22 protein-coding genes are annotated in these 23,096 nt (G+C 66.0%); 10 read left to right on the top strand and 12 right to left on the bottom strand.

Annotation, left to right across the window (positions count from 1 at the left end; all coding sequences use genetic code 11):
* The 7 genes from LDL21_RS22430 to LDL21_RS22400 form a co-directional block, all read right to left on the bottom strand.
* Nucleotides 1-1,077: an ABC transporter ATP-binding protein gene (locus LDL21_RS22430; protein ID WP_181698545.1), complete on the bottom strand. Its 1,077-nt coding sequence runs from the start codon at nucleotides 1,075-1,077 to the stop codon at nucleotides 1-3.
* 24 nt (nucleotides 1,078-1,101) lie between these two features.
* The gene (locus tag LDL21_RS22425; protein ID WP_225281626.1) at nucleotides 1,102-2,430 is read right to left on the bottom strand and encodes an ABC transporter substrate-binding protein; all 1,329 of its coding nucleotides are present in this window, start codon (nucleotides 2,428-2,430) and stop codon (nucleotides 1,102-1,104) included.
* A gap of 20 nt (nucleotides 2,431-2,450) precedes the next feature.
* On the bottom strand, nucleotides 2,451-3,317 hold the full coding sequence (locus LDL21_RS22420) for a carbohydrate ABC transporter permease (protein WP_067643970.1): 867 nt from the start codon (nucleotides 3,315-3,317) through the stop codon (nucleotides 2,451-2,453).
* Nucleotides 3,314-4,264: a carbohydrate ABC transporter permease gene (locus tag LDL21_RS22415; protein ID WP_255675318.1), complete on the bottom strand. Its 951-nt coding sequence runs from the start codon at nucleotides 4,262-4,264 to the stop codon at nucleotides 3,314-3,316. The genes LDL21_RS22420 and LDL21_RS22415 overlap by 4 nt, the downstream gene beginning before the upstream one ends.
* A 149-nt stretch (nucleotides 4,265-4,413) precedes the next feature.
* Nucleotides 4,414-5,283 carry a L,D-transpeptidase gene (locus tag LDL21_RS22410; protein WP_225281624.1) on the bottom strand — a complete coding sequence of 290 codons (870 nt, stop codon included), beginning with the start codon at nucleotides 5,281-5,283 and terminating at the stop codon, nucleotides 4,414-4,416.
* A gap of 286 nt (nucleotides 5,284-5,569) precedes the next feature.
* On the bottom strand, nucleotides 5,570-6,913 hold the full coding sequence (locus LDL21_RS22405) for a cytochrome P450 (protein WP_225281623.1): 1,344 nt from the start codon (nucleotides 6,911-6,913) through the stop codon (nucleotides 5,570-5,572).
* A gap of 93 nt (nucleotides 6,914-7,006) precedes the next feature.
* Nucleotides 7,007-8,269 carry a serine hydrolase domain-containing protein gene (locus LDL21_RS22400; protein ID WP_225281622.1) on the bottom strand — a complete coding sequence of 421 codons (1,263 nt, stop codon included), beginning with the start codon at nucleotides 8,267-8,269 and terminating at the stop codon, nucleotides 7,007-7,009.
* 83 nt (nucleotides 8,270-8,352) lie between these two features.
* Here LDL21_RS22400 and lppU point away from each other — a divergent pair, with 83 nt between their 5' ends.
* Complete coding sequence (gene lppU / locus LDL21_RS22395; protein WP_181698549.1) at nucleotides 8,353-8,979, top strand: LppU family putative lipoprotein; 627 nt, start codon at nucleotides 8,353-8,355, stop codon at nucleotides 8,977-8,979.
* 63 nt (nucleotides 8,980-9,042) lie between these two features.
* Here the strand turns inward: lppU and LDL21_RS22390 are convergent, their stop codons facing one another.
* A complete protein-coding gene (locus LDL21_RS22390; RefSeq protein WP_181698550.1) occupies nucleotides 9,043-9,717 on the bottom strand; it encodes a S1 family peptidase in 675 nt (224 codons plus the stop codon).
* 490 nt (nucleotides 9,718-10,207) lie between these two features.
* Here LDL21_RS22390 and LDL21_RS22385 point away from each other — a divergent pair, with 490 nt between their 5' ends.
* From LDL21_RS22385 to LDL21_RS22345, 9 genes are all read left to right on the top strand, one after another.
* Nucleotides 10,208-11,062: an MlaE family ABC transporter permease gene (locus LDL21_RS22385; RefSeq protein ID WP_181698551.1), complete on the top strand. Its 855-nt coding sequence runs from the start codon at nucleotides 10,208-10,210 to the stop codon at nucleotides 11,060-11,062.
* A 2-nt stretch (nucleotides 11,063-11,064) separates the two neighbouring features.
* Nucleotides 11,065-11,928 carry an MlaE family ABC transporter permease gene (locus tag LDL21_RS22380; protein ID WP_181698552.1) on the top strand — a complete coding sequence of 288 codons (864 nt, stop codon included), beginning with the start codon at nucleotides 11,065-11,067 and terminating at the stop codon, nucleotides 11,926-11,928.
* 6 nt (nucleotides 11,929-11,934) lie between these two features.
* The gene (locus tag LDL21_RS22375; RefSeq protein WP_225281621.1) at nucleotides 11,935-13,428 is read left to right on the top strand and encodes an MlaD family protein; all 1,494 of its coding nucleotides are present in this window, start codon (nucleotides 11,935-11,937) and stop codon (nucleotides 13,426-13,428) included.
* A complete protein-coding gene (locus LDL21_RS22370) occupies nucleotides 13,425-14,450 on the top strand; it encodes an MCE family protein (RefSeq protein ID WP_181698553.1) in 1,026 nt (341 codons plus the stop codon). Before LDL21_RS22375 ends, LDL21_RS22370 begins: the two co-directional genes overlap by 4 nt.
* Entirely contained in the window at nucleotides 14,447-15,442 is a 996-nt protein-coding gene (locus LDL21_RS22365) for an MCE family protein (protein WP_181698554.1), read from the top strand. Before LDL21_RS22370 ends, LDL21_RS22365 begins: the two co-directional genes overlap by 4 nt.
* On the top strand, nucleotides 15,439-16,545 hold the full coding sequence (locus LDL21_RS22360; RefSeq protein ID WP_181698555.1) for an MCE family protein: 1,107 nt from the start codon (nucleotides 15,439-15,441) through the stop codon (nucleotides 16,543-16,545). The genes LDL21_RS22365 and LDL21_RS22360 overlap by 4 nt, the downstream gene beginning before the upstream one ends.
* An 8-nt stretch (nucleotides 16,546-16,553) precedes the next feature.
* Nucleotides 16,554-17,645, top strand: a complete 1,092-nt coding sequence (locus tag LDL21_RS22355; RefSeq protein WP_181698556.1) for an MCE family protein — start codon at nucleotides 16,554-16,556, stop codon at nucleotides 17,643-17,645.
* Nucleotides 17,642-18,820, top strand: coding sequence for an MlaD family protein (locus tag LDL21_RS22350; protein ID WP_181698557.1), 1,179 nt, complete (start codon nucleotides 17,642-17,644; stop codon nucleotides 18,818-18,820). Before LDL21_RS22355 ends, LDL21_RS22350 begins: the two co-directional genes overlap by 4 nt.
* A gap of 128 nt (nucleotides 18,821-18,948) precedes the next feature.
* Complete coding sequence (locus LDL21_RS22345) at nucleotides 18,949-19,722, top strand: hypothetical protein (RefSeq protein WP_225281620.1); 774 nt, start codon at nucleotides 18,949-18,951, stop codon at nucleotides 19,720-19,722.
* A gap of 82 nt (nucleotides 19,723-19,804) precedes the next feature.
* Here the strand turns inward: LDL21_RS22345 and LDL21_RS22340 are convergent, their stop codons facing one another.
* The 4 genes from LDL21_RS22340 to LDL21_RS22325 are packed head-to-tail and all read right to left on the bottom strand — an operon-like array spanning nucleotide 19,805 to nucleotide 22,707.
* The gene (locus tag LDL21_RS22340) at nucleotides 19,805-20,341 is read right to left on the bottom strand and encodes a ribonuclease H family protein (protein WP_225281619.1); all 537 of its coding nucleotides are present in this window, start codon (nucleotides 20,339-20,341) and stop codon (nucleotides 19,805-19,807) included.
* A gap of 10 nt (nucleotides 20,342-20,351) precedes the next feature.
* Nucleotides 20,352-20,828 carry an SRPBCC family protein gene (locus LDL21_RS22335; RefSeq protein ID WP_225281618.1) on the bottom strand — a complete coding sequence of 159 codons (477 nt, stop codon included), beginning with the start codon at nucleotides 20,826-20,828 and terminating at the stop codon, nucleotides 20,352-20,354.
* Between the two features lie 23 nt (nucleotides 20,829-20,851).
* Nucleotides 20,852-22,075 carry an L-2-hydroxyglutarate dehydrogenase gene (gene lhgD / locus LDL21_RS22330; RefSeq protein ID WP_225281617.1) on the bottom strand — a complete coding sequence of 408 codons (1,224 nt, stop codon included), beginning with the start codon at nucleotides 22,073-22,075 and terminating at the stop codon, nucleotides 20,852-20,854.
* On the bottom strand, nucleotides 22,072-22,707 hold the full coding sequence (locus LDL21_RS22325) for a hypothetical protein (RefSeq protein ID WP_225281616.1): 636 nt from the start codon (nucleotides 22,705-22,707) through the stop codon (nucleotides 22,072-22,074). Before LDL21_RS22325 ends, lhgD begins: the two co-directional genes overlap by 4 nt.
* Nucleotides 22,708-23,096 lie beyond the last annotated feature (389 nt).

Below are 23,096 nucleotides of genomic sequence, written 5' to 3'. Positions count from 1 at the left end.
TCAGCGGAGGCGGAGTTCGGTTTCGGCGTCGAAGTAGAAGATTTCTTCGGGTTTGGGGCGGAGGTGGAGGGTTTCGCCGAGGGTGGTGTGGAAGCGGCGGTCTACGCGTACGACGATTTTGCCCGCGCGGGTGGACCAGTCGGTGCCTGCGCCGTGGGTGTAGACGAAGGATTCGGCGCCGAGTTCCTCGAGGAGTTCGGCGACGACGGTGATGCCGTCGGGGTCGGTGGTGACTTCCCAGGATTCGGGGCGGATGCCGAGGACCACCCGAGCGCCGGTGACACTGCGCGGCAGCGGGATTCGCAGGCCGTCGAGGACGGCGTGACCGTCGGTGACGGGGGCTTCGAGCAGGTTCATGCCGGGTGAGCCGATGAAACCGGCGACGAAGGTGTTCACCGGGTCGTCGTAGAGTTCGCGCGGTGCGGCGATCTGCTGCAGGGTGCCTTCGCGCAGCACAGCGACGCGGTGGCCCATGGTCATGGCCTCCACCTGGTCGTGGGTGACGTACACCGTTGTGGTGCCGAGGCGCTGCTGCAGGGCGGCGATCTGCGAGCGGGTGCTCACCCGCAGTTTCGCGTCCAGGTTGGACAGAGGTTCGTCCATGCAGAACACCTGTGGGCGGCGCACGATCGCCCGCCCCATCGCCACCCGTTGCCGTTGCCCGCCCGACAGTTTCGCCGGTTTGCGGTCGAGCAGCGGCTCGAGTTCCAGCATGGCTGCGGCTTCGCGTACGCGAACGAGAGTGTCGGACTTCGACATTCCCGCGTTGCGCAGCGCGAAGCCCATGTTCTGCGCCACCGTCATGTTCGGGTACAGCGCGTAACTCTGGAACACCATCGCCACATCGCGCGCCCGGGGCGGCAGTCCGGTCACATCACGATCGCCGATGCGAATCGTGCCGTCCTCCACCGATTCCAGCCCGGCGAGCATGCGCAGGCTGGTCGACTTGCCGCACCCGGACGGTCCGACGAGCACGAGGAATTCGCCGTCGGCGATATCGAGATCGAGTGCGTCGACCGCGGCGGTCTCGCTGCCGGGGTAACGGTGGGTGACACCGTCGAACTGCACTGTCGCCATGGACTTCTCCTCGAAACGCTGGGACTACTTGGGCAGCTTGGGGGTGATCTGCCGGTCGATGATCGCCTGGATGTCACCGGCGACCTTCGCGAGAACCGTTGCCGGATCGGCGTTCTGCAGACCGATCTGCTCGTATCCGGTGCCGATGATCTGGTCGGCGCCGGGCACGAACACCCGCGCGTAGTCCTGCGACTTGGTCACCGCCAGTTGGTCGATGGCGGTCTTGGAGTGCGGGTTCTTCGCGAGGAAGTCCACCTCGGTGGGATCGCTCACCGCCGACTTGCGCACCGGCATGTAACCCGTGTTCTGCGAGAAGTACGCCGTATTGGCGGCATTGGTCGCGAACTCGATGAACTTCAACGCGTTCACCTTCCGCTCGGCGGAGATGCGCGAGGGCACCGCGAGACCGGCACCACCGGTGGTGACGCCGGGCCCACTGGGATGCGGCAGGAACGCCGTGCCGAGCTCGAACTTGCCGGTCGCGTTCTTCTGGATGCCCTTCAGGTCACCGGTGGAGGCGATGGTCGAGGCGGCGACCCCGGTCCCGAAATCGACGGCGATCTGCGGACGGATCGCCGCGTACTTCTTCACATTGATCGATTCGCGCAGGTAGGTGGCGGCCGCGATCGAACCGGGGTCGGTGAACTTCAGCGCCCACTTGTCGGAGTAGGCGCCGCCGAAGGTCCAGTTCGGGCCCTGGAAGGTCCAGCCGAGGTAGTTCTTGGCATCGCCCCAGGCATGCGCGAACTTGTCGCCGCCGACCACCGACTGGATCTTGGGCCCCCACTCGTCGAACTCCTGCCACGAGTTCGGCCCACGATCCGGCAGCCCCGCCTTGGCCCACACATCCTTGTTGTAATAGAACAGCGGCGTCGAGCGCGCGTACGGCAGCGCGTAGTGCTTACCGTCGAACAGGTAGTCCGCGGCCAGCGAGTCGACATAGTCGTCGAGCTTCACCCCCGCGTCTCCGAACAGCCCGTCGAGCGGTTCGATGGCACCGGTCAGCGCGTAGTTGAACCACCAGACATCGGACAGCACAACAACATCGGGCAGGTCACCACCGGTGAGCGCGGCGTTGAACTTCTGCGCCACCTCCTCGTAGTTCTTGCCCGCGTCGACGAGGTTCACCTTCAGCTCGGGGTGCTGTGCCTGGAACCGGTTGATGAGCTCGAGCTCGAGTTCCTTGGAGGTGCCGGGGTGGTTGGACCAGAAGGTGATCGTGTTCGCGTCGCCGCCACCACCGGACCCGCCGCCGGTGCCCGCGCAAGCGGTGAGCGCGAGACCGGCGGCGACACCGCCGGACAGGCCGAGGAAGCCGCGACGGCTCAGCGCCGGAAATCGTGAAATGGACACGTGGATCTCCTGTTCGAGAATCAACCCTTGACCGCACCGGAGGTGAGGCCTTTGATCATGTGACGTTGCAGCGCGAGGAACACCACGAGAATCGGCAGCATGGTGAGCACCGTGCCCGCCATCACCGGACCCCAGTTGGTGACGCTCGGGTTCTCGGTGTTCTGCAGCAGCGTGAGCCCCACCGGCAGGGTGGCGACGTCGGCGGAGTCGGCCATCAGGAACGGCCAGAGGTATTCGTTCCACTCGTTCACCAGCGTGACCACCGCGAACGCCACCATCGTCGGCCCCGACATCGGCAGCACGACACGGGTGAGCAGCCGCCACCAGTTGGCGCCGTCCATGCGGGCGGCCTCGATCACCTCACCGGGTAGCGACAGGAAGTGGTTGCGCATGAGGAAGGTTCCGAACGCCACGCCGCAGAGCGGGATGATGATGCCCTGGAAGGTGTTGCGCCAACCGAGCTGCGCGATGAGCGCGTAGTTGGAGATGACAGTGATCTGGTTGGGCACCATCAACGCGGCGATGATCGCCAGGAACACGATGTTCTTGCCGGGGAAGCGCAGGAACACCAGGCCGTATGCGCTGAACACCCCGAGCGTGAACTTCACCGCCGACACCACCCCGGTGACGATCAACGAGTTGCGCAGGAACGTCCAGAACGGGACGGTCGTCGTGGCGTGCCCGTAGTTCTCCGGGTGCCAGCTGTGCGGCCAGTACACCGCGGGCTGGGTGTAGATGTCGGCGCGGTCCTTGAACGAGGTGATGAGGATCCAGAACAGCGGAACCCCAACCATGACGAGCACGCACAGCATCGCCGCGTACCCGAGCAGGGTGATCGCGCGTTCCCGCCTGCGATACGAAACCGTTTCGGGACCAACGTGTTTCATCGTTCACCTCGATCCATCACGCGCACCTGGATCAGGGTCACCACGAGCAGCACGGCGAACATGATCGTCGCGACAGTCGCGCCGTAGCCCGCCCGGAAATTGCGGAACGACTCCTCGTACACCTGGAAGACCATGGTTGTCGTGCCGTTGCCGAGCGGCCCGCCACGTGTCATCACATTGATGATGTCGAATACCTGAAGCGAGTTCAGCAATACCGTGATCGAAAGGAAGAATGTGGTCGGACGGAGTTGCGGCAGAAGTACTTTGGTGAATCTCGTCCACCGGCTCGCGCCATCCATTTCGGCGGCTTCCAACAGTTCGCTCCGCACGCCCTGCAATGCCGCCAGATAGATGACGAAGGTGTATCCGAGATTCTTCCAGATGTAAGTGATCGTCACCATGAACAACGCCCACTGCGGATCCTGGTAGAAATCCGGCACATTCGTCACGCCGAGGCGGTGCAACACATCTTGCACGAGCCCGAAACTGGGGTCGAAGATGAATTGGAACGCCACCCCGATCGCCGCACCGGAGATCACGAACGGCGCGAAGATGGCAGAGCGAACCACATTGCGCCCGAACAACTTCCGGTCGAGCAGCATGGCGAGCGCCAGGCCGAGTGCCATGCTGACGACCACCGCCGCGACGGTGAAGATCACGGTGTTGCCGACGACCTTCCAGGAGTCGTCGCGCTGCCACCATTCCACGTAGTTGGCGAAACCGATGGGCGTGGCGACGGGGTCGGCGATGTTCCAGTCGGTGAACGAGAGCCGGATGTTGTCTGCCAGCGGCCGGTAGACGAACATCCCGAGCAGAACCAAGTTCGGGACTACGAGTAACAGAAACAACGCGTAGTCCTGCCACGGCCGATTTCTCAGGCCGCGACCTCGCTGCACGGGAAGAACCCGCTCCGGACTGCTACGCACCGCGGCAGCTTTACGGCGCATGGCGAACCGCTGGTTAACCCTGCCCGCCGATTTCCTGAACATCGGGCGCACAAAGACGAGTACAGCAAAAAGCCGAACAACACGACCTGGTTTGATCGTATTGTTCGGCTTTTGTTCAGTGCCGCTGGGGAATCAGTGGCGCCGGGCTGTTAGTTCCAGTCGCCCAGGCCGTCGCCCGCGCTCAGGGTGGGGCCCTGGGTGCCGGTGACGATCACCGCATCACCGCGACGCGAGTTCTCCAGAAACCACTTGGCATCCTCGGTGCTCACGTTCAAGCAGCCGTGGCTGGCATTGGAGTAGCCCTGCTGACCCACCGACCACGGCGCGGCGTGGATGAAGATGCCGCTGTTGGACAGGCGGGTGGCGTACTCGACCTCGAGCTTGTAGCCCTCGGGGTCGGTGACCGGCACACCGTAGGTCGACGAGTCCATCGTCATCTTCTCGAGCCGCTCGCCGACGATGTAGGTGCCGTTGGGGGTCTCGTAGCCGGGCTTGCCGAGCGAGGTCGGCATCTCGCGCACCACTTCACCGTTGCGGGTGACGGTGATGACCTTGGTGGCGTCGTCCACGGTGGCGACGAAGGCGTCACCGATGTGGAACGAGCTGGTCGTGCCGCCGGCGACGACGGTCACGTCGGTGTTGGCGGGCCAGAACTCGGTGGGCTTCCAGCGCACCTGCTTGTCGCCGGTCCAGTAGAAGTTGCCGGGCACGTTGGCGCTCGAGGTGACCTTGATGGCCCGCTCGGCGGCCGCACGATCCTCGATCGGGTCCTTGAAGGTGATGATGATCGGCTGTGCGACGCCGACCGTCTCGCCGTCGGCGATGTTGATGTTCGGTGGCGCGAACGTCGCCTGCGGCGCGGGCTGCTCGACCACGGGGTTGCTGGAACCCGCGCCGGGAAGCGCGGGCTGAGCCTGCGCGGGAACAGCGATGAGCGCGCCGGTGGCCGCGATCGCCGCCGTCAGCAGCAGACCACGGCGAAGCCGATGGGATTGCTGCCGGTTTGCCTCGTAGTGCATTAGGTTTCCTCGTCTATATCTTCGAATGACGCGGAGTCCGCATGGGGTCTCCACGGGGTAACGACGCCCCGACCCTGACCGCTCATTCCTACCCGTCCGGGGTGACAACGTGCCAGCTCCGTTGCATCGCGATCACGGAACGGCAACGCTGTGCGCTGTGTCACATAACAACCTGTGACTCAGCGGCTTTCGTCAAACGCCACGCTCAGGGCGGCGAGTCGGAAAGGCGTCGGCACCACGGTCCGGAAGCACACGCATGTGACTCTCAAACCTGGAGTGAGGGAGATCACGCCGTGCGTGTGAAGTGGATCGCCCGGTTCGGCGCGGTCGCGAGATTGTGCGGCACCGTGCGCGGCCGGCGGCCGAGGGCCAGCGCGGGGTCCAGGCGCAGCCGGGCACCGGTGAGCAGGGTGGCGAGCACGACGCGCAGTTCGTATTCGGCCAGCGTGGCGCCGATACACCGGCGATGACCGCCGCCGAACGGCGCGTACTCGAACGGGGTGAACTTGCGGCCGAGGAAACGGTCGGGGTGGAACATTCGTGGTGCCGGCCAGATCGACGCCTGGCTGTGCAGTACACCGACCGCCAACCCGATCGTCTGTCCGGCGGCCACGTCGACCCCACGCCAGCGCCACGGTTCGCGCAACTGCCGCAGCACGATGGGCACCGCCGGGTGCAGGCGAAGCGTCTCCTGGCAGACGGCGTCGAGCAGCGGCGCGGTGGCCTGTTCGGCCGGGTCGTCGCCCGTCTGCGCCAGCTCGTCGGTGAGCCTGGCGAGCAGGCCGGGTTCGCGATGCAGGTGATACAACGCCCAGGTGAGTGAGGTCGCGGTGGTCTCGTGCCCGGCGACGAGCAGGGTGCGCAACTGTTCGCACAGTTCGGAATCGGTCAGCGCGGAGCCGTCCTCGTAACGAGTGGCGAGCAGCAGATCGAGCAGATCGCCCGCGGCCGGGCCCTCGGCGCGACGACGCGCGATGCCTGCGAGCAACTGCCGATCGAGCCGGCCCCTGGCCGCGACGAAGCGGTCCCACGGCCCGAAACCGCCTGTAGCACGGCGCAAAACGGGAGCTACGAGTAGTGGCGTGGTGAAGGTCGAGAGGAAGTCGTCGACCGCGTCGGCGTATTCACTGTCGGCGCCAGCGCCGAACGCTGCCGCGAGGATCGTGCGCAGGGTGATGGATCGTGCCTTCGTCAGCACGTCGACCCGACTGCCGACCGGCCAGGAAACCCCTGTACCACTGTCGGATTCGAGTTCGCGCAGCGTCGATTCCCGGATCACCTCGCCCAGCGCCCGCACCTTCGCGCGGTGGAACGCGGGCGCGAGCATGGCCCGATCCGTGCGATGACGCGGCCCTGAACTGAGGATCAGCGACGCCGTGCCGACCATCGGCTCGATCGGGTTCGGCCGCGGCGGGCCGACGAGCTCGACCGGCGCCCGGAACAGTTCGCGCGCGCCCTCGGCGGTCCCGGTGAACAACACCGGCGGAAATCCCGGAAAACCGACCGCGAACGGGTCACCGCTCGCCGCACGTCGACGCAGGTAGCCCTCGAAATCGAGGCCCGCGGCCAAGCCGTGCAGCAGGGCGGGGCGTGGTGGGCGCTGGCCGTTCATGCTGTGTCCGATCGGCATGCTCGGGCGGCCTCCGTGGTTACGCTTCGCTGCCGCTTCCGGCCGCTGACCTCTCATGCCAGGTACTACGGCGTGCGCCCGCGCCCGGTTCGACTACGGCTCGGCGCGGGTGCGCCGCACGGTGCCCTGGGCGATGGCCGCGAGCTTGGCCAGTCGCGCGTCCCCGAGCGCGGTCACCGCGTTGCCGAGCCGATTGGTGACGAACGCGATCGACATGCCCAGATCAGGATCGGCGTAGGCGCCGGAGCCGCCGACTCCGTAGTGGCCGAAGGCATGTCGTGGTTGCTGCTTGGTCATCAACACGGGCCGGTGGTAGCCGAGGGTGAACCGCAACGGCAATCCGAGCACGTAGTCACGGCTCTCGGTCTGCTGGGTGCGGTTGATCTGCTCGATCGTCTCCGGGCGCAGGAACTGCACCGGCGAATCACCTTCGGCCACAGTATTTTCCGCGTCACCCGTATAAACAACGCCACCGTTGGCCAGCGCGCCGTACATCCGCGCCAGCGCCCGCGCCGAGAACACCCCGTTCCAGCCGGGCATCACCGCGTCGTGCACGCGGGGATCGCGCACGAGTTCGTCGAAACTCTCCGGCATCCCGGCCTCCGCGAGCCCGCGCACGGGCCGCACCCAGGACAACACCGACGACGCGGTGTTCCAGCGGATACCCGGCGGTGCGAGATGCGGGAAAATCTTCGCGATCCGGCGGCGCTGTGCGACGGGCACCTGGAACCAGAACTCGTCGGTGCCCAAGGGCTGGGCCACTTCCCGGCGCAACAGCTCGGTGAAGGATTCGCCGGTCGCGCGCTGCAGGATCTCCGAGACCAGCCAGCCGAAGGTGATGGCGTGGTACCCGGAGGTGCGGATGCGGCGCGGGTCGGCCGGACTCTCGGCCAGGGCCGTCACCACCGCGCCGTAGTCGAGAATCCCCTCGCGGCCCGGAACCAGCCCGCGCACCCGATGCAACCCGGCCCGGTGCGACAGCACATCGCGCACGGTGATGTCGTGCTTGCCGTGCGCGGCGAACTCGGGCCAGTACTCCGCGACCGGCGCCTCGTAGTCGATCAACCCCCGCTCGGCCACCCGGTGCAGCACGGTGGCGGCCACACCCTTACCGGTGGAGAACGTGAGCGCCACGTGCCCGCCGTTCCACCGCTGATCCTTGGCCGCCCACCCCGCCCAGACATCGACGACCGGGCGTCCGTCGAGGTAGATCGCCAGCGCACCGCCCCCGCGGCTCGGCTGCTGGAACATCCCGAAGAAGTGGTCGGCCAGCCGGATGAACCTCGGATCGATGCGCATCTGCCGTGGCGCGGTCGGCGTTCCCGCGTCCGGCTCGCCCGCTGTTGCTGACACCATCGGCCCAACCTCCTGATGCTGCGTAGCGATCCGCCGACCGGATCGGGTCGACGCCGGTGGCTTCGGTGGTGTATTCACAGTAGGTGTTTGCAGATCTGTCCATCCGCCGGTTGGCCGGCGCGCTCGCCATCACGGCGTTCGCGCTCGGTTCGAGCGCGTGCGGCGGCACCATCGACGGCTACGCGCAGCCGGCGATCGACGTGGTCCCCGCCACCAGCAGCGCCGCACCGACCACCAAGAAACCCGGCAAGTCGACGACGAGCAAACCGGCACCCACCACCAAAAAGGGTGGAACCACCGACTTCCAGGCCAGCGTCGGCGACTGTGTGAATCTCGGCGGTACCGCCGAGGACGCCACCATCGAGAAGGCCTCGTGCGGCAGCCGCTCGGCCAACTACAAGGTGATCGGCAAGGCGCCCAACCGCGACGGTTGTATCGCCGACAGCGACCAGAACTACTTCGAAACTCTCGACGGCGTCGAGACCGGCGCCCTGTGTCTCGACATCGACTGGGTGGTCGGTGGCTGCATGGATGTGGCCGCCGAACAACTCGTCGCACGCCGGATCGACTGCAACGCCTCGGGCAACGAGCCGGTGCGGGTCGTCACCATCAAGAGCGACGCGACCAGCGCCAACGACTGCCCCGACGACGCCGACGTGGGCTATGTCTACGACACCCGCCGCTTCGTCGTCTGCGCGCAGACGCTGTAGACACCGACGACGAGACGGGCCGCACGGTGTGACCGCGCGGCCCGTTGTCTGTTCACTCGCCGATCAGATCGGGTGGAACCCGGATCCGTGGCCGCCGCGCGCGTTCATGTCGTTCATGATCGCGGACATGTTCGTGCCGACCTCGGGGCCGAAGCAGGCCACCGCGAGATAGGCGTTCACCATCCCCACCAGCGTCGAGCCGACCACCACCGGCGCACCGGAATCGCCTTCCACGACGCACATCTGCGACCACGTCTCCACATTGGTCGCGAACACGTCGCCCCAGGTGATGCCGCAGGTGTTGCCGGTGGTCCGGCCCTCCTTGCACACGATGGTCGGGAACTGGGCCGGCCCACCGACGCCGGTGATGGTGACATTGCCGATCCGGTTCACCGGGGTGATCCGGCCGGGAGTGAATTCGATGACGGCGTAGTCGAGTTCGGTATTGCTGTAGACGAACCTGCCGATCTCGCCGTATCCGCGATCGACCTCTGCGGCCACGGGTGCGCCCGCGTCACCGCAGTGCCCGGCGGTGAGGCCGACGAGCCTGCCCGCGCCGTCGTGGCCGACCGTGGTGAGGGTGCATTCGAAGGTGTTGTCGATGACGATTCCGGATCCGCCGCCGATCACCGGTGGGCCGGGTTGTGCCTGCGAGGTGCCCGCGCCGGTGCCGAGTAGAGCCGCACCGAGGGTGAGCGCGAAGGCGGCCGTGGCCACACGCGCGAGTTTGCTGAACATGTCCCTCCAGATGTCGGAAGTTCGCACGATATCAATACGGTCTGTCTATAGCCGCAGTATTCGATCCCGGGCGCGCCAGAGCGAAGCCCTCGGATTGCTGCTTACCAGGCGCCGCGACACCCCGGGCAGTGATAGCGATTCTCTATCGAAATCGTGATGAAGCCGGCCCTGGCGAGTTATACCCGTGATCCGTGCGAGAAATCAGACGTGTCATTCGTTATGTATGACAGTTTTCCGCAATATTCTTTCCGGCAGCCGCAGACGCTGGGAGTCCGTGCTCGGAAACGACATCCGGCGCAAACTCCTAAGCGGGACAATTCAGGGCTGTATGGTCCGTCATGGCAGTGGTCATAAGGGCCGCCGACAGTGATATCCATCTATGACAGCGCTCACATGTCGGTGGTGTGTTCTGCACTACTCCGTAGTAAGGTGCGTCAAGCAAACAAGTCGTCGGGGTGTTGATGGCCTGGCGTCGAGAGGGGTAATAGCAGTGCAGTCGACCAAGAGTCCGCCCGAACGTTCACGGGTCAGTGAAGCTGTGGACTGGACCAAGGGCCTTTGGGAAGACCATCCGAAGAAGTCCCTCGAAACCTTCGGTCGACAGATCACGATGGGTATCGAAGCCATCACGGAACTGATCGTCGCGATCTTCCGTAAACGCTTCCCCTTCGACGAGTTCGTCCGCCAGTGCGCGTTCATGGCCAACGTCGCCGCCGCACCGACGCTGCTCGTGGCCATCCCCATCGCCGTGATCGTGTCCATCCAGGTCGGCGCGGTCGCCGGTCAGGTCGGCGCGACCTCGTTCATCGGCGCCGCCAACGGCCTCGGCATCATTCAGCAGGGCGCGCCCCTGGTCACCTCGATCATGATCGCCGGTGCCGTCGGCTCCGCGGTGTGCGCCGACCTCGGCTCACGAACCATCCGCGAAGAGATCGACGCCATGAAGGTGATGGGTGTCGACCCGCTGCGCAGGCTGGTCGCGCCCCGCCTCGGCGCCGCCATGCTGGTGAGCTTCCTGCTCTGCGGTTTCGTCGTGTTCGTCGGCTTCATCACCGGCTACATGTTCAACATCTTCGCCCAGGCGGGCACGCCCGGTTCCTACATGAGCACCTTCGCCTCGTTCGCGGTGACCCGTGACCTCGCGGTGGCGCTGCTCAAGTCGGTCATCTTCGGCATCATCGCCGCCATCATCGCCTGCGACTCGGGCCTCAACGCCCGTGGCGGCCCCGGCGGTGTCGCCAACGCGGTGAACTCGGCGGTCGTGAGTTCCATGGTCATGCTGCTCGGCGTCAACGTCGCGATCACGCAGATCTACGCCGCTGTCTTCCCCCCACAGGTGGTCTGACCATGTCATCGACTTATGTACCTCCGCTGCTGCGGCCGATACGCCAGCTCAAGGCGGCGGGCAAAGCGCCCGTCGACATGCTCGCCCGCCTCGGCCACCAGGTCTTCTTCTTCCTGCGGTCCGTCGGCTCTATTCCGCTGGCGTTCAAGCAGTATCCGAAGGAGATCTGGCGGCTGCTCTCCGACGTCACGTGGGGAAACGGCAACATCGTCGTCGGTGGTGGAACCATCGGCGTCATTCTCATCATCAGCGCCTTCGGCGGCATGACCGTCGCCATCCAGGGCCACACCTCGCTCGACCTGCTCGGCCTGAGCCCGATCACCGGTGCCATCTCGGCCTTCGCCACCACCCGTGAACTCGGTCCGCTGCTCGCGGCGCTGGCGTTCGCGGCCCAGGCGGGCTGTCGATTCACCGCGCAATTGGGCGCCATGCGCATCTCCGAGGAGATCGACGCGCTCGACTCCATCGCCATCCGCCCGCTGCCCTACCTGGTCAGCACCCGGATGATGGCCGCGGTCATCGCGATCGTTCCGCTGTACTGCATCGGCCTGGTGATGGCCTATCTGTCCTGCGCGGTCACCGTGCAGCTCATCGGTGGCACCGCGGCGGGCACGTACTCGCACTACTTCTACCAATTCCTGGTACCGACGGACGTGCTGTACTCGCTGCTCAAGGCGATCATCTTCGTCATGATCACCACGTTCATCCAGTGCTACTACGGCTTCTTCGCCTCGGGTGGTCCCGAGGGCGTCGGCGTGGCCGCGGGCCGGGCGATCAAGATGTGCATCATCCTGGTCGTGTTCGCCGACCTGTTCATGACATTGGCGATCTGGGGCGTCGACCCCGGCATCAGGATCTCGGGGTAGGGCCAGATGATCATCGATCCCAGTGGGCGCGGCCCCACTATGAAACAGCTGTACGTCGCGGGCCTGTGCGGCCTGGTCGTCTTCGCTGTGATTCTCGCTTTCCTCATGGCCAGGTACCAGGGCTACTTCGTACCCAAGGTGAACGTGGCCGCGAACCTGTCGACCACCGGTGACGGGCTTCCGTCCAACGCCGACGTGAAGTTCCGCGGTGTGCTCGTCGGTACGGTGAAGGACGTCGACATCGTCGACCAGGGCGCCGTACAGAAGGTGAACATCGAGCTCAAGCCCGAGTTCGCCAAGGGTGTCCCGAGCAATGTCACCGCTCGCATCGTGCCGAGCAACCTGTTCGCGGTCACCTCGGTGGAACTGGTCTTCAACGGTGCCTCCGCCGACTACCTCGAAGAGGGTTCGGTCATCCAGGAGGACCGCAGCGAGGGCACCATCGCGCTGCAGGACACCCTCACCACGGTGCGCGACATCCTCAACGAGGTCGACCCGGTGCAGCTGGGTCGTGTGCTCGGCACCCTCACCCAGGCCCTCGACGGCAGCGGCCGCGTGCCCGGTTCGACCATCCAGCGCCTGGACGAGTGGATCACCACCGTCTCCGACGCGGGCCCGAACCTGGCAGGCATGCTCGACGACTTCTCGGCCTCGGCCAACGCGCTGAACCAGTCGGCGCCGGAACTGCTCGACGTGCTGGGCAGCTCGGTGCAGACCGCCAACACCATCGCCACCAAGCGCGATCAGCTGGTGGCGCTGCTGATGGGCGCGAGCGCGACCACCGACCGGGTCAACGACCTGTTCGCCAGCAACCCCGATGTGGGTAAAGAAGTCACCGTGGGCATGAACGCCACCCTCGGGGCCGTCGCGCACGAGCCGAGCTCGATCACCAAGACCTTCCAGGTGTTCGGTCCCTCGCTCGCCGCGCTGAACACCACCTTCCACGGTGGTCCCAGCGGCAAGCAGATGGTCTGGAACGCGGGCCTCACGTTCACCCCGTACCAGCCCAACACCGTCGCGGATTGCCCGCGCTACGGCGATCTGCTCGGCCCGAGCTGCTTCACCGCGCCCGCCGAGGTGAGCCTGCCGCCGCTCCCGGAGAAGCTGCGTCCACGGGCGCTCGACTCCGCCGCGGGTCTGCCGCCGCTGGTGAACATCCCCGGGCTGCCGCAGATTCCGGGCCTCACCATCCCGGCCGCACCGCTGCAGGCTGCCGCCGGAACCGAGATCACGCCGTTCGCCGGTACTCCGCTCGAGGGGCTCGTCCCGTCGTTCCAGATCCCGGGCCTGCCCGGTGCTGCGCCCGCCGCCGCACCCGCGCCTGCGCCCGCACCCGAGCAGGCACCCGCGGTGCCGTCGGGTACGCCCATCTCCTACCAGGGCAACGACGCCATCGTCGAACTCCTCGGCCGCAAACCGACGGTCTCCGAGCTGCTGCTGCTCGGTCCGATCATGAAGGGCGGAACTCTGACCGTGTACGAAAACGAGGGTGGCGTATGAGTATCCGCAAGCCACTGATCGGATTCAGCATCTTCGCGCTCGTCTCGATGCTCGTCATCGTGGTCGTGTGGAATACGCTCGCCCGTTCGGTAGACGGTGACACCCGCAAGTACACCGCCATCTTCACCGACGTCCTCGGGCTGCGCCCCGGCGACGACGTCCGGATGGCCGGTGTGCGCGTGGGCAAGGTCGAGAAGATCGAGCTCGACGGCAAGAACGACGCCAAGGTGTCGTTCATCGTGCAGAGCGACCAGGACGTCTTCGACGACACCAAAGCCCTTGTCCGCTACCAGAACCTGATCGGCCAGCGCTATGTGGCGCTCACCCCCGGCAAGTCGCCGAGCCCGCAGGTGCTGGCCAGCGGTTCGGTGATCCCGCTCGAGCGCACCGAGCCCTCGTTCGATATCTCCGCGCTGCTCAACGGTTTCCAGCCGCTGTTCCAGGCGCTGGAGCCGGCCCAGGTGAACGCGATGTCGGAAACGCTGATCCAGGCGTTGCAGGGTGACGGAGTCTCGTTGTCCTCCTTCATCATCCAGGCCGCACAGCTGGCCACCGACTTCCAGCGGCGCGATGCCATCCTGAGCGATGTCATCACCAACCTGTCGGCGGTGATGGCCGGTCTGGCCAAGCGCGGCGACGAACTGGAGACCCTGGTGACCCAGACCCGCGCCCTGATCGGCGGGCTCTACGACCAGGGCCAGTCGCTGCAGAATTCGACGGCGACGCTGGCCGACGCCACCACCTCGCTGGTCGCGATGATGAGCAAGATCCAGCCGCAGCTGGCCGCTACGCAGAACTCCACCACCGCAGCACTGAACCTGTTGCTCGCCAACGGCGCCAAGCTCGACCAGGTGGCCATCGACATGCCGTCGATGCTCGCCGACCTCGGCCGCATGACCTCCGAAGGCACGCACGCCAACGCCTACCTGTGTGGTCTCGATGTCTCGCTGTACGGGGTGCTCTTCCCGCGCGGCCTGTTCAGCCAGATCGGTGGCACGTCGCACTCGGAGGTGTGCCGATGAGCAAGCTCAAGAAAACCTTCCTCGGCAACCGCAACTTCTGGCTCGGTGTCATCGGCTCGCTGGTGGTCGTGCTGTTGCTGGTCGGCTCGAGCATCCTGCAGTTCATCGGGATCGGTAAGCAGACCATCGATGCCGAGTTCGTGCAGGCCGCGGGCATCAGCACGGGCGACAAGGTCGCGGTGTCCGGTGTCCAGGTCGGCACGGTGTCGGGCGCCAAGATCGAGGGCGACCACGTGGTCATCACCCTCGACGTGGACTCGAGCATCAAGTTCGGACCCGACGCGCACGCCTCGATCAAGATGGCGACCCTGCTCGGTGCCCGCTACGTCGACCTGAAGCCGGGCGACGGATCGGGCCTGAAGAACGACACCATCCCGCGCTCCAACACCGATGTTCCCTACGACATCGCCGATGTGGTGCAGGTCGGCACCCCGAAGTTCGAGGCCCTGGACACCAAGAAGCTGGCCGCCTCGCTCAACACCATCAACGGCGAGCTCGGCGATTCGCCCGCGCTGGTCGCGCAGGCGCTCGACAGCGTCGGCGCGCTGGCCAAGGTGATCGACAAGCGCAAGGGCGAGGTCGACAGCCTGCTCAAGGACCTGGACCGCGTCACCCAGCTGCTCGCCGACAACCGCAACAGCGTGCTGCTCGTCATCACCCAGGGTGAGGCCATCGCCAGCCGGGTGATGGAACGGCAGAACCTGCTGCGTCAGCTGCTCGACAACATCGCCACCCTGACCCGTCAGCTCGAGGAGATCGGCGGGCAGAACGGCAACCAGTTCGCGGGCACTATCGAGCAGCTCAACACCATGTCGCAGGGCCTGCAGAAGAACAAGGACAACCTCGACAAGCTGTTGCAGATCGGTCAGCCCACCGCGCGCTACTTCAACAACGCGCTCGGCAACGGCAACTACGGCTCGGTCGCGCTGCCGTGGTTGCTCCCCGACAACTGGCTGTGCTTCGCACAGGTGATCCAAGGGTGCGCAGGATGAAACTGAATTTCGGACGCGGTAAGGCGCTGGTTCGCGCCGTGCTGATCGGCGCGACCGCACTCACCATCGGCAGCTGCTCGTTGCTGCCCAGCCAGGTGGACGACGCCCTCGGCCGCTCGACCAAGATCACCGCGGACTTCGAGAACATCGCGGGTATGTATGAGGGCAACGAGATCATGGTCCTCGGTCTGCCGGTGGGCAAGGTCGACAAGATCGTGCCCAAGGGCACCTTCGTCGAGGTCCACATGACCATCGAGTCGGGGGTGAAGATCCCCAAGGAGGCGATCGCCGCGATCATCTCCCCCTCGATCGTCACCGACCGCCACATCGAGATCACCCCGCCCTATACCGGTGGGGAGGCACTCGAGTCCGGTGACCACCTGCCCAAGGCGCGCACCAGGACCCCGGTCGAGCTGGACACGATGATCAAGACCATCGACCAGTTCGCCGCCGCGCTCAAGCCCGAAGAGGGCCAGGAAGGGCTCGGTCCGCTCTCGGGCCGGGTGCTGTACCCGGTGCTCAACGGCAACGGTCAGAAGATCCGCGAAACCCTCGATGCCCTTTCGTCGGCGCTGAAGGTCGGTATCGACAACAAGGACGCGATCTCCAACATCATCATCAAGCTCAACGAGCTCACCACGATGCTGGCCGACAACGACCAGTCGGTGCGCGACTTCAGCAACCAGGTCACCCAGATGTCGGGGCTGCTCGCCGAACAGGCCCCCGGCCTGCAGGCCACCCTCGACCAGCTCAACGGGTTCCTGGCCAACACCTCCACGACCTTCGGCGAGCACGCCGACACGTTGTCGGAATCGTTGACCGGGCTCACCACCGTCACCAACCAGTTGCGCGCCAACTCCGGTGCGATGGTCGAGATCGTCGATGTCGTCCCGCTGCTGATGCAGAACATCGACGGCGCGATGAACAAGGAGAAGGGCTTCGTTCGGCTGCACGCACTGATCGGTACGGCTCTGTCCGGCGAAATGATCAGCCTGTTCTGCGAGCGCATCCAGATGAAGTCCGATGGTTGCCGCACCGGCAAGATGGAGGATTTCGGTCCCGACTACGGGTTCACCGCCGCACTGCTGGGACTCACGAAATGACCGGACCTATGACGAGGAAACTCCGCCGCAGCATGCTTGCGGCCACCGCGCTCGCCACCGTGACCATCACCACCGGTTGCGGTTTCACCGTGGAAGATCTGCCGCTGCCCAAGCCGGGCGCCGAAGGCGACACCTACACCATCCACGCGGAGTTCGACAACGCGCTCAACCTGCCCGACCAGGCCAAGGTGAAGATCGGTGGTTCCGACGTCGGGGTGGTTTCCTCGATCAAGACCAAGAACTTCACGGCCATCGTCGACCTGCAGATCCGCTCCGACATCGACCTGCCCAAGGGCAGCACCGCCGAGTTGCGTCAGGCGACGCCCCTCGGTGACGTGTTCATCGCCCTGAACAGGCCGAAGAACAATACCGGCACCGGCGGAAACCTGGCCGAGGGCGACACCCTCACCCAGGAGTTCACCTCCGCGGGCGCCACCGTCGAGGAACTGCTGATCTCGGTGTCGATGCTGTTCAACGGCGGCGGTGTGGCCAGCCTCAGCAGGCTCGGCACCGAACTCGGTTCCATCCTCAACGGCCAGGGCGGCAACCTGGCGCACCTCATCACCCAGATGACCGGTGTCGTCGGCGAATTGAACAACAACAGCGCCCGCGTCGACGCGGTGCTCTCGGAGTTCAACACCCTGGCCAACACCATCGAGGCGAACAAGGCCCAGCTCGGTCAGGTGGCCGACACCCTGCCGCAGGCCATCGGCGCGATCGCCGAGAACAACCGGGCCATCGGCGATCTGCTCGCCAAGGTGTCGACGGCCAGCGCCGCGCTCGGTGACTACGCCAACACCACCGGTGACCAGCTCTCCGAACTGCTCACCAACCTCGACAACCTGATGAACGCCCTCGCGGCCTCCGGTGACAGCTTCGGTTACGTGATGGATCAGCTGATCGACATCAAGCCGAAGGTCACCGAGACCTTCCAGGGCAAGTCGCTCGCGCCGTACGCGACGCTGACGAACCTCGATGTGGGCCTGCTGACCGATCCGGCCAACAGCAAGTTCCCCGATATGAAGGACGTGAACGACTTCGTCGGCAGCTTCATCCAGGTGCTGCAGATCGTCCAGGGCCGAGTGGGAGGCCACCGATGAGCAAGGTCAAGAAGTTCTTCAGCAGCAAGATCGTGCTGGCGAACTCGGCGCTCGTCGTCGTGCTGATCATCGGCGCCAGCTACCTGCTGGTCAATGTGATGCGGGTGAACCCGCTGCGCTCGGAGTACGACGTCACTGTGACGCTGGACCGCTCCGGTGGCCTGCAGCCGGGCAACGACGTGACGCTGCGCGGACACCGGATCGGCAAGGTCGACACGGTGGAGCTCATCGACGAGGGCCAGGCCATCGCGGTCAAGGCCGTGATCGACAAGACCTACAAGATCCCTGTCGACACCATGATCCAGGTGGCGGCGCTGTCGGCGGCCGGTGAGCAGTACATCGACTTCCGGCCCAACAGCGACGCGGGCCCATTCCTGCGTGACGGCGCGGTGATCGAGTACAACCCGGAGCAGATCAAGACGCCGGTCCCGGTGTGGGCCGTGCTCGACGATACGAGTGCGCTGATCGGGCAGGTAAACCCGCAGCAGTTCAAGACCATCCTCGCCGAGCTCGACATCGCGCTCGGTGCGGGTCCGGATCAGTTGCGCGGCCTGATCAACGGTGTGAGTCTGGCGGTGGCCGGCCTGCACAGCCTGCTGCCGCAGACGGTGAATCTCATCGCCAACCTGCGGGTGATCGCCGATACCACGTCGAACGCGCAGCCGGATCTGCAGACGCTCACCAGCAATTCGGGCACCCTGCTCGCGCAGTTCAACAACGCCAACGCCGAGCTGCAGAGCGTGCTCGACAACTCGCCTGCCCAGTTCGAGGCGCTCGGTGCGGTGCTGGACAAGACCGCCGATCCGATCAGCGGGCTCGCGGCGAACTTCGTCGCCATCACCCGGGCGGCGCAGTTGCGTCAGCCGGCGCTGCGGTTGCTGTTCCCCTCGCTGGCCCAAGGCCTCGGGGCGATCGCGGTCCCCGCGCACGACGGTGAGTTCCACACCATCCTCGATATCTGGCCCCGCCCGACCTGCAACTACAACACCGAGTACCGGCGCAACGAGGAAGTCCAGGACGGGTCGATCCCGAAGTGGAACTACTGCGTGAATCCGCCCGCCGATCTGCAGATCCGTGGTTCGGCCAACGCGCCGCGCCCGAATGTGCCCAATAACGGTGCGCAGATGCCTCCGGGTGTCGATCCCAACGAACGCACCCCGATTCCGGCCAAGTGAGACCATGCCCGGTCCTACGCTCCGGCGTGGGACCGGGCATACTCGGCGGGGGACACTGTGGCCCGCCTCACGGGCCAACGAACGAAGTCGGTGCGAGTGTGTGCCGGGAAAGAGCAGGATTGATCTAGATGACCAGCGACGACGCCGAGAGCAAGAAGGACGCTACCCCGGCGGAAAAGCCCGAATCGGCCGCTCCCGAGACCACCGCCGACGAGACGGTGAAGCTCGGCAAGGCCGAGTCCGAGACGCCGAAGGCGGCCGAGACCGCCGCCACGGCGGCAGCGGCCCCCGCGGAGCCCGCCGCGTCGTCCGGGGGCAAACGCCCGGTCGGCTGGCTGGTCGCGGCGGGTACGGGTGTTGTCGCTGTCGGCGCGATCACCGCCGCGGTGGTGTTCTTCCTGCAGAGCAACGACCGGGGCGACAAGCTCGACGCCATCGAGGAGTCGACGAAGGCGGCCTGCGCCTACGGCCGGGTGGCCACCAACTACGACTACTCGAACAACATCGACAAGTACTTCGAGGACATGCGCTCGGGCTCCACCGGCGACATCAACCAGCAGTTCACCGAGGCCGGCGACCTGCTGAAGGACATGATGGTCGAGCGCAAGGTGAAGTCGCGTGGTGAGGACATCCAGTGCGCGTACCTCAGCGGCGGTGAGGACCAGGCCAAGGCCATGGTGACGCTGGCGCAGTACAGCTCCAACATCACCGGTGTCGAAGAGCCGCCGATGAACATCGCGATCGAGATGACCCTCGACCGCGAGGGCGACAAGTGGCTGGTGAGCAAGATGGAGTCGCCGGTGCTGAAGAACGGTGGCGGCCTGATGGGTGGCGTGCCGGGCGGGGCTCCGCAGCAGCCCGCACCGGAGACGCCTGCTCCGGCTCCCGCGCCCGGTAACTGATCGGGTAGTACGACAGTGCCTCCGGCGGAATCGATTCCGCCGGAGGCACTGTCGGTTGCGGACGCACTCCGGTCGCGCCGCGTCAGAACAGGGTGAGTGTTCCCGACGCTGTCGGCGCGACCGGCTTCCCCGTGGTCCGCGGCTGGGTGGTTCGGGTGGTAACGGGTGTCGCGGCGTGTTCGTGGCCGTGTGCCGCGGCTTCCCTGGCGGCGATGCCCGCCAGCTTGTCGGCTTGCTCGTTGAAGTAGTTGCCCACGTGCCCGCGGACCCAGCGGAATCGCACGGGCCCTTCGCGGGTGGTGATGGCGCGGTCGATCTGCTTGATGATCTCGACGTTCTTCACCGCGCCGCCGGTGGAGGTGCGCCAGCCGTTGCGCCGCCAGCTGCCGATCCATTCCGAGGCGCATTTGATGGCGTATTGGGAGTCGCTCTCGATGAGCATCGGTTCGGTGCCGGGGTGGGCGAGGATGGCTTCGAGGACCGCGCGCAGTTCCGCGATCTGGTTGGTTCCGCTGGCCGCTCCCCCGCTGGCCACCGGTCCTTGATGATTCACCCAGGCCCAGCCGATGGCACCACCGGGATTGCGCAGGCAGGACCCGTCGGTGCTCACGATGATCATGACCGCCACCCTAGGCGATGCGGCCGACAAGATCGGTACCGTGGAATGCCTCTATCTCCCTTCGCAACCGCGATTCTGTGCGGCGCAGTGCCGATCTCGCGGCCGCGTCGACGAGGCCGTGGCACATGCGGCCGAACGCACCGCGTGGTGGTGGATAGCCGGCTTCGGCGGTCAGTACCGACCGTTCGTAGCCGAGTGGGTCGAACCGCAGTGTCACGGTTCCGTATACCCGCCCCCGCAGGGTATACCCGATCACCGCATCGCGCCGGTATTCGGTGATCTCGCAGGTGAGTGTCGCCGGGATCACCCCGCCCAGGCGAACTTTCAGCGAACAGCTCGCGCCCAGTCCCTGTGCCGGTGCCGCGCCCTGTGTGGTGACGGAGGTGACGCCTGCCATCCAGTGTGCGAGGTGCTGGAAGTTCTCGGTATAGGCGAAGGCCGCGTCGGTGGGCGCGCCGACGTCGCTCGCGTACCTGATGTGGCCCACAGGCCAAAAATACTACAAGAATCCTATTTATTTGCTGGAAGCTGGATCTGGTCAACCAGGTATCGGGCGATCGGCATGGCCGAGGTGGCGGCGGGTGAGGGCGCGTTGAGGACATGGATGGATCGTGGCGTGCGCTCGATCAGGAAATCGTGCACGAGGGTGCCGTCGCGCAGCACGGCCTGCGCCCGGATGCCCGCGCGATGGGGCAGCAGGTCGGCGGTGCCGAGTTCCGGGCAGTACCGGCGGCATTCGGCCAGGTAGCCGCGTTTGAACACAGAGTTGCGCAGCTCACGCACCCCGGTGCGCAGGTGGGTGCGGGCCACCCGGTGCACGCCGGGGAAGCGCAGCACGTCGAGGGCGTCGCGCCCGTTCACGCTGCCCTTGCGGTAGCCCTCCCTGGCCAGCCCGAGCACCGCGTTGGGGCCGACGGTCAGGTCGCCGTCGATGGTCGGGCTCAGGTGCACGCCGAGGAACGGCAGGGCCGGATCGGGCACCGGATAGATCAGCGTCCGCACGAGTCCGGCACGTTCGGCGGGCAGGCGGTAGTACTCGCCCCGGAACGGCACGATCCGGAAGTCGTTGCGGATTCCGGCCATTCGAGCCAGGCGATCGGCCTGCAAACCGGCGCAGACCACAAGAGTGTTCGCGACGACCGCACCACTCGGACCGGAAACCGTGACAGCGGAGTCCGTTTCGACGATCGACTCGACGGTCGTGCCGAGCATGATCCGGCCACCCATGTCCTGTACCTGCGCAGCCAGCGCGGCGGTGACCTTCGCGTAGTCGATGATGCCGGTGGCGGGCACGAAAAGTGCTCCTACACCCCGAATTCGGGGTTCACGGCGGGACAGTTCCGCGGCGTCGACGGCCTCCACCTCCACACCGTTGGCGATGGAGCGCTCGTAGAGGTCGAGCATCCGGGCGTGTTCGGTGGAATCGGTTGCCACCAGCAGCTTTCCGCACACCTCGAACGGAATGTCGTTGGCGGCGGCGAACTCCTTGGTCCACTGCGCGCCCGCGCGGCACAACCGGGCCTTGAGGCTGTCAGGCGGGTAGTAGATGCCGGAGTGGATCACGCCGCTGTTGTGCCCGGTCTGATGGGCGCCGAGCGAGTTCTCTTTCTCGATCAGCACCAGGCTCGCGCCGGGGTAGGCGCTCAGCAGGCGATGCGCGGTGGCGACACCGACGATGCCGCCACCGATCACGCAGAAGTCGTACACCCCGTCATGGGTACCGCCGGAAATCACACGCCGACGGTAGTCGGCTCTTCGACGGTCTCGGATCCGGGCTGGTCGCCGGGCGCTTCGATGCGCACGGTGTGCTGTCCGAGCGTGGGGTCCGAGAGCACGAATTCCACCGCGCCCTTGCGGGTGTCGACCTCGGTGTGCAGCGAGGTGACCCCCACCGGCTCGGTGGTGATGCCGAGATACTTGCCGGCCTTGTTCAGCGCGTTCGTATCGACGGTGAAGCTGACGATGTCGGTGCGGGGCGTGGCGGCCTGGGCGCCGACATAGGTGGTGCCGATGCGCAGTCTGCCCTCGAGTGCCCGGCCGTCCAGTGCCTGGTTGCTCTGCGGTGTCGCGGCAGTGGCGGTCTGGTGCTTGACGGCCGGTGCCCGACCTGCCTCGGGAACGAAGCGTTCGGTGGTCCAGGCCAGTTCGACCACGTCGTCGGCGACGGCGCGGACCGAGTCGTCGGCCCGGTGGTGTTCCCCCGGATCGGCGATGTCGGCGGGGGTGGGGTTGTCGTGCGGCGGCACGAGCTGGGGCATGTTGTTGACGATGTAGGCACCCGCGGCCACGGTGAGGCAGAGGCTGGCGGCCCCGGCGGCCACCGTCGCGGACAGCCGCGCGATCTGTGCAGGTCGTTGTGCGGTCACGATGCAGTCCTCCCGGTGGGTGTGGATCTACCCGAGCGCTGTGCTCGCATCGTTGAAAGCCACGCGCTGATTCCCACGTTACGCCGGTGCTAGCTGGAGTTAGCACCCCTGATGCTGAGATCAGGGTCACATCTGAAACATGCGTGTATCGCACCTGGTGGGCGCGCGTGTCGTCGGCGTGGTTGTTTTCCTCACGTCCGACGGGGTATTCCGTGAGTGCAGGCGAGCGTCATTCACGACTGCCACGGGCCTACCCCGGCCAACGTCGTCCGGGGCAGTCAGGAATGGCGCTCACGGACGACGCTCGCCTGTGCTTATTGGAGCGCTGGCGCGCTCGAGCGCGGCCGGGCCGCTACGCCGCTTCGCGGCGGACCCTCCTCGAGGTCGGG

Origin of the sequence: Nocardia rosealba (assembly GCF_020216065.1) — a bacterium.
GTDB lineage: Bacteria > Actinomycetota > Actinomycetes > Mycobacteriales > Mycobacteriaceae > Nocardia > Nocardia rosealba.
The sequence above is the reverse complement of the archived record's forward strand: the minus strand, read 5'-3'. Positions and strand labels throughout refer to the sequence as shown.